This is a genomic window from Roseisolibacter sp. H3M3-2, from assembly GCF_029211165.1.
Lineage (GTDB): Bacteria > Gemmatimonadota > Gemmatimonadetes > Gemmatimonadales > Gemmatimonadaceae > Roseisolibacter.
On sequence record NZ_JARGEK010000311.1, the window covers coordinates 1 to 5,982 of the forward strand.

Sequence of the window (5,982 nt, forward strand, 5' to 3'; positions counted from 1 at the left end):
CTTCCTAAGACCGCTTGGCCTCCGACTTCGCGCGCTCCGCGGGGTCCCGTTCGCCGCGCCGCCGGTGGGCGGGCTGCCGCGGCGCGCGCCGCGGCCGGCGGCTCGCTGGGCGGGGGTGCGCGCGGCCGACCGGTTCGCGCACCAGTGCATGCAGGGGCGGATCTACGACGACATGGTCTTCCGCTCCGCCGGCACGAGCGAGGACTGCCTGTACCTGAACGTGTGGGCGCCGCCGGCGGCGCGCGACGGGGCCGGCGCGCTCCCGGTGCTCGTCTACTTCTACGGCGGCGGCTTCCAGGCGGGCGACGGCTCGGAGCCGCGCTACGACGGCGCGGCGATGGCGCGGCGCGGGATGGTCGTCGTCACCGTGAACTACCGGCTCGGCGTGTTCGGCTTCTTCGCGCACCCGGCGCTGACGGCGGAGTCGCCGGAGCGCGCGTCGGGGAACTACGCGCTGATGGACCAGACGGCGGCGCTGCGCTGGGTGCGCGACAACGTCGCCGCGTTCGGCGGCGACCCGGCGAGGGTCACGATCGCCGGCGAGTCGGCGGGCTCGTTCTCGGTCAGCGCGCAGATGGCGTCGCCGCTGGCGCGGGGGCTGTTCGCCGGGGCGATCGGCGAGAGCGGCGCCTTCTTCTCGACCACGCTCGCCACCGCGCCGCGCGCCGACGTCGAGCGGGCGGGGGAGCGGTTCGCGGACAGCGTGGGGGCGCGCACGCTGGCCGCGCTGCGCGCGCTGTCGGCGACCGAGCTGCTCGACGCGTCGGCGCGGCGCGGGATGCCGCGCTTCGGGCCGAGCGTCGACGGGCACTTCCTGCCGCGGAGCCCCGCCGAGGTCTTCGCGGCCGGCGCGCAGGCGCGCGTGCCGCTGCTCGCCGGCTGGAACTCGGAGGAGGCGGGGGCCGGCGCGGTGCTGGGGCAGGCGCCGGCGACGCCGGAGAACGCGCGCGCGGCGCTGGAGCGCCTCTTCCCGGGGCGCGGGGAGGAGGCGGCGCGCGTCTACCCGGTCGGCACGGCGGCGGAGGCGGCGCGGTCGATGACCGACCTCGCGGGGGACCGGTTCATCGGCTACTCGACCTGGAAGTGGCTGGAGGAGCACGCGCGCACGTCGGGGCGCCCGGTGTGGCGGTACCTGTTCGCGCGGGCGCGCCCGCCCGAGGTCGCGAACCCGCAGGCGCCCCCGGCGCGCGGCGCCGTGCACTCGGCGGAGATCGAGTACGCGCTGGGCAACCTGGGGACGAACCGGGTCTTCGCCTGGACGCCGGACGACCACCGCGTCTCCGAGGTCATGCAGCGCTACTTCGCCAACTTCGTGCGGACGGGCGACCCGAACGGCGCCGGCCTCCCGCCGTGGCCGTCCGGGGCGGCGCGCGCCGGCGAGGCGCCGCGCCGGCTGGTGATCGACGTCGAGACGCGCGCCGAGCCCGAGCCGCGCGCGCGCTACCTCTTCCTCGACGCGGCGCGCCGCTGACGTGAACGCGCCGTCCGCCCCGGCGCGATCGTGAGCACAACGTCATCGACTTCCCGCCCGCCGCGCGTGCAGTGAGCGCCGGGGGGTGACGAGACTGGCCCACCGAGCGTGCGCGGCGTCCGACCGTGCGGCGGCGGGTGGTCCCGGTGGAGACGGTCGATGCGGCGAGGCGTGTGGGTGCGGGTGGCGGCGGTGCTGGCCCTGGCGGCGGCGTCGCCGGCCGCGGCGCAGAACCTGGTGAGCGTCCCGTTCACCAACGGCTTCGTCGGGACGCGCGGCTCCTCCGCGGGGACGGGCAACGCCGTCCTCACCTTCGCGACGCTCGGCATCTCGCGCGCGTTCTTCATCCAGAGCTCGTCGACCAACAGCTTCGAGCTGCAGGGGAACGACATCCCCGGCACGCTGCGGCTGGTGCGCACCAACGGGACGACGCTCGACGTCCCGGCGTCGGCCAACTGGCGCAACAGCGGCGGCAGCACGTACCTGATCGGCATCCTGCCGCGGCCGGCCGCCCCGATCACGTTCAGCTACGGCGGCGGGTCGATCCAGATCACCGACGGCACGGTGAACGGGGGGACGAGCGTCGGCGGCTACGTGGCCGCGTACGTCGGCACGACGCTGGCCGACGGCGAGAGCACGAGCGGGAACGCGGCGCAGTCGCAGGTGCTGAGCGGGCTGAACTCCTACCTCACGACCGTCGTCGCCTCGCGCCCCGCGGGGCCGGTGACGGTGACCGCGCAGAGCACGACCAGCGCCACGCCCACGATCGCCGGCACCGCCACGCTGGGCGCCGGCGAGGCGCTGTCGGTGGTGGTGGGCGGCGTGCAGTACACGACGTCGTCGACGCCGGCGCTGCAGGCCGCGGGGGGCGCGTGGTCGCTCGCGCTCGCGACCCCGCTGGCGGTGGGGGTGCACTCGGTCACCGCCACCGTCACCAACGCCGACGGCTTCACGCTCAGCGACGGCACGACGGGCGAGCTGACCATCACCGCGCCCACCACCGCGGTGACGGTCGGCGGCAGCTTCGTGGCGAGCGGCAAGGTCTACGACGCGACCGTCGCGGCCGCCGGCACCACGGGCTCGCTGACGCTGGCGGGCGTACAGGGCGGGCACCAGGTCACCATCGCCGCGGCGACCTTCGCCTTCGCCGACGCGGCCGCGGGCGCCGGCAAGACGGTCGCGATCACCTCCGTCACCCTCGGCGGGACGGACGCGGCGCTGTACACCGTGAACCTCGCCGGCGCGCCGACGGCGGCGGCCACGATCGCCACGCGCCCGCTGACGATCACCGGCGTGGCCGCCGTGAGCCGCGCGTACGACGGCACGACCGCGGCGACGCTGTCGGGTACCGCGGCGTACGCGGGGCTCCCCGCCGGGCAGAGCTTCGCGGTCGCGGGGACGCCGACGGCGGGCTTCGCCACCGCGGAGGTGGGCCCGGGCAAGGCGGTCACGGTCGCGGGGTACCTCGCGCCGAGCGCGAACTACACCGTGTCGCAGCCGACCGGGCTGACGGCGGCCATCACCGCGAAGCCCCTCACGGTGGGCGGCACCTTCACGGCCGCCGACCGGCCGTACGACGGCTCGACGACGGCGACCATCACCGTCAACACGCTGGCGCCGGTCGGCGTGGTCGGCGCGGAGTCGGTGTCGCTCGCCGGCCTCGCGGCGTCGTTCGCCACCGCCGCGGTGGGCGCGGGGAAGACGGTGAGCCTCGCCGCCGCCTCGCTCGCCGGCCCGGACGCGGCGAACTACACGCTGTCGCTGCTCGGCGCGCCGACGACGACGGCCAGCATCACCGCGGTCGCGCCCGCGGGCGGCACGCTCACGATCGGCGGCGCGCTGGCGGCGCACGACAAGGTCTACGACGCGACGACGGCGGCGACCGGCTCGGCGGCCGGACTAGCGCTGGTGGGCGTGCAGGGCGGCCACCAGGTGTCGATCGCGGGCGTGACGCTGGCGTTCCAGGGCGCGGCGGTGGGCGCGGCGAGGACCGTCACGCTGACCGGCGTCACGCTCGGCGGCGCCGACGCGGCGCTGTACGCGGTGAGCCTGGCCGGCGCGCCGACCACGACGGCTGCGATCACGCCGCGCCCGCTGACGGTGGGCGGGTCGTTCGGCGCCGCCGACAAGGTGCACGACGGCAGCGCCGCCGCGACCATCGTCGCCAACGCGCTGACGCTCGTCGGCACCGCGGGGGGCGACGCGCTCGCGCTGACCGGTCTCGCCGCCGCCGTCGCCGACGCCGCGGTGGGCGCGGGGAAGCGGGTCGCGCTGACGGCGGCGCCGCTCCCCGCCGCGGCGGCGGCGAACTACGCGCTGTCGCTCGCCGGCGCGCCGACGGCGGCGGCGAGCATCACCGCCGCCGGCGGGGGCGCGCCGCCTCCGCCTCCGCCTCCGCCGCCGCAGGGCGGCGTGCTGACCGTGGGCGGCGCCTTCACCGCGCACGACAAGCTGTTCGACGGGCTCGCGATCGCCACCGGCGCCACCGGCGGGCTGACGCTCGCCGGCGTCGCGCCCGGGCACCAGGTGTCGATCGCCGCCGTGTCGCTCGCCTTCCCGAGCGCGGCGGTGGGGACGGGGCGCACCGTCTCGATCACCGGCGTCACGCTGGCCGGCGCGCAGGCGCCGCTCTACACGGTGTCCCTGGTCGGCGCGCCGACCGCGGTCGCCGCGATCGCGCCGCGCCCGCTCACGATCGGCGGCTCGTTCGCCGCGGCCGACAAGCCGCACGACGGCACCGCCGCCGCGACGATGACCGCCAACGCGCTGCGCCTGCTCGGCGCGATGGGCGGGCACGACGTCGCGCTCGCCGGGGTGACGGTCGCCTTCGCCGACGCCGCGGTGGGCGCGGGGAAGCGGGTCGCGATCGCCGAGGCGCCGAGCGCCGCCGCCATGGCCGGGTCGTACGTGCTGAGCCTCGCCGGCGCGCCCACGGCCACCGCGAGCATCCTGGCCGCGACGCGGCCGTCGGCGCCGCGCGCCGCCGCCGCCGCGCGCGGCGACGGCTCGCTCAAGATCGCGTGGGCGCCGCCGGCCGACGCGGGCTGCCGCGCCGTCACCGGCTACGTGGTCGAGGTGACGGCCGACGAGGCGCGCGGGTGGACGCGCGTCGCCGCCGCGGCCTCGCCGGTGACGGTGCCGGGGCTCGTCAACCAGCTCGCCTACCGCGTGCGCGTGGCCGCGGTGAACCCGTGCGCACGCGGCGCCGGCGCCGGCGGCGCCCCGGCCGCGCCGCAGGGCCCCGCGCGCGAGGCCGACGGCCGTCCCACGCCCGCGGCGCCCGGCGCCGTCGGCGTCACCACCGCCGGCGCGCCGCGCCCCGCCACCACCACGGTGGTCGAGGACACGATCGTGCGCGTCGCGGCGCCGGACTTCACGCTGCGCGTGCGCGCGCTCGACGCCGCCGGCGCCGCGATCCCGGTCGACCCGACGCACGCGCTGGCGCTGGAGCAGGCGGGGCGCGCGGCCGCCGAGGGGAGCGGCTTCGCCCCGGGCTCGCGCGTGACGCTCTACCTCGTCGCCGCCGACCGCGCGGCGCGGCTGCTCGGCGCGGTCGCCGTGCGCGCCGACGGCACCTTCGCCGGCGACGCGGCCGTCCCCGCCGCGCTCCCCGAGGGCGACTACACGCTCCAGGTGAACGGCGTCGACGTCGAGTCGCGCCCGCGCACCATCGCGCTGGGGGTCGAGGTGGCGGCGCCGCCGCCGGAGCTCGACCTCACCGCGACCGCCGACCGCCCGGCGCCCGCGCTCGGCGACACGGTCGTGATCACCCTCGTCGTCGCCAACACGGGACGCGGGGCCGCGACCGACGTCGAGATCCCGCGCGCCTTCCGCGAGCCGGGCTTCGCGGTGCTGCGCGCGACGCCGCTCGACGGCGCCTACCGCGCCGACACGCAGACCTGGACGATCCCGCGCATCGCGCCGGGCGCGCGCGCGCGGCTGCTGCTGACCGCGGTCGTCGTGCCGCCCGACGCCGTTCCCTCCCCGACGACCCCGCCGACCCCGCTGCCGTGAGCCGCCTCCGCACCGCCCTCCTCCTGGCCGCCGGCGCGGCGCTCGCCGCCTGCGCCGACGACGCCCCGCGCGCCGACGCCGCGCGCCCCGCGCGCGTGGCGCTCGCCCTCGACAGCGCGACGCTGGCCAGCCTCGGCGACTCGGCGCGGGTCACCGCGCGCGTGCTCGACGCCGGGCGCCGCCGCTTCGCCGGCGCCGCGGTGCGCGGGTCGCTCTCGGCCGCCGCGATGGCGCGCGACCGCGAGGGGGTCTACCGCGCCGTCGCGAACGGGCGCGCCGTCGTGCGCGCCGAGGTGGACGTCGGCGAGACTGGCGTGGCGCCGGGCGGCTACTGGGCGCGCCCGGTGGCCGACAGCGTCGTCCTCGAGGTGCGGCAGCGCCCCGCGCGCCCCGCGCTCGTCCCCGTGGACACCGCGCTGCGCGCGCTCGGCGAGCGCCGCCAGCGCGTCGCGCGCGTGACCGACGCCCGCGGCCACGCGCTGCTCGACGGCCCGCCA

The 5,982-nt window shown here is 78.6% G+C and carries 3 protein-coding genes; all 3 read left to right on the forward strand.

The genetic code is table 11. The features are described 5' to 3' along the window. The coding region (locus tag PYV61_RS19735; protein WP_275834823.1) for a carboxylesterase family protein at window positions 1-1,471 on the forward strand (1,471 nt) is incomplete at its 5' end. 159 nt (window positions 1,472-1,630) lie between these two features. After that, complete coding sequence (locus PYV61_RS19740; RefSeq protein WP_275834825.1) at window positions 1,631-5,485, forward strand: YDG domain-containing protein; 3,855 nt, start codon at window positions 1,631-1,633, stop codon at window positions 5,483-5,485. After that, window positions 5,482-5,982 (forward strand): hypothetical protein (locus PYV61_RS19745; protein ID WP_275834827.1); only part of this gene is annotated, 501 nt, incomplete at its 3' end. The genes PYV61_RS19740 and PYV61_RS19745, both read left to right, overlap by 4 nt.

Bases quoted from the DNA above. Each gene is read 5' to 3' on its own strand.
- PYV61_RS19740 (WP_275834825.1), top strand. From the start codon at position 1,631: ATGCGGCGAGGCGTGTGGGTGCGGGTGGCGGCGGTGCTGGCCCTGGCG.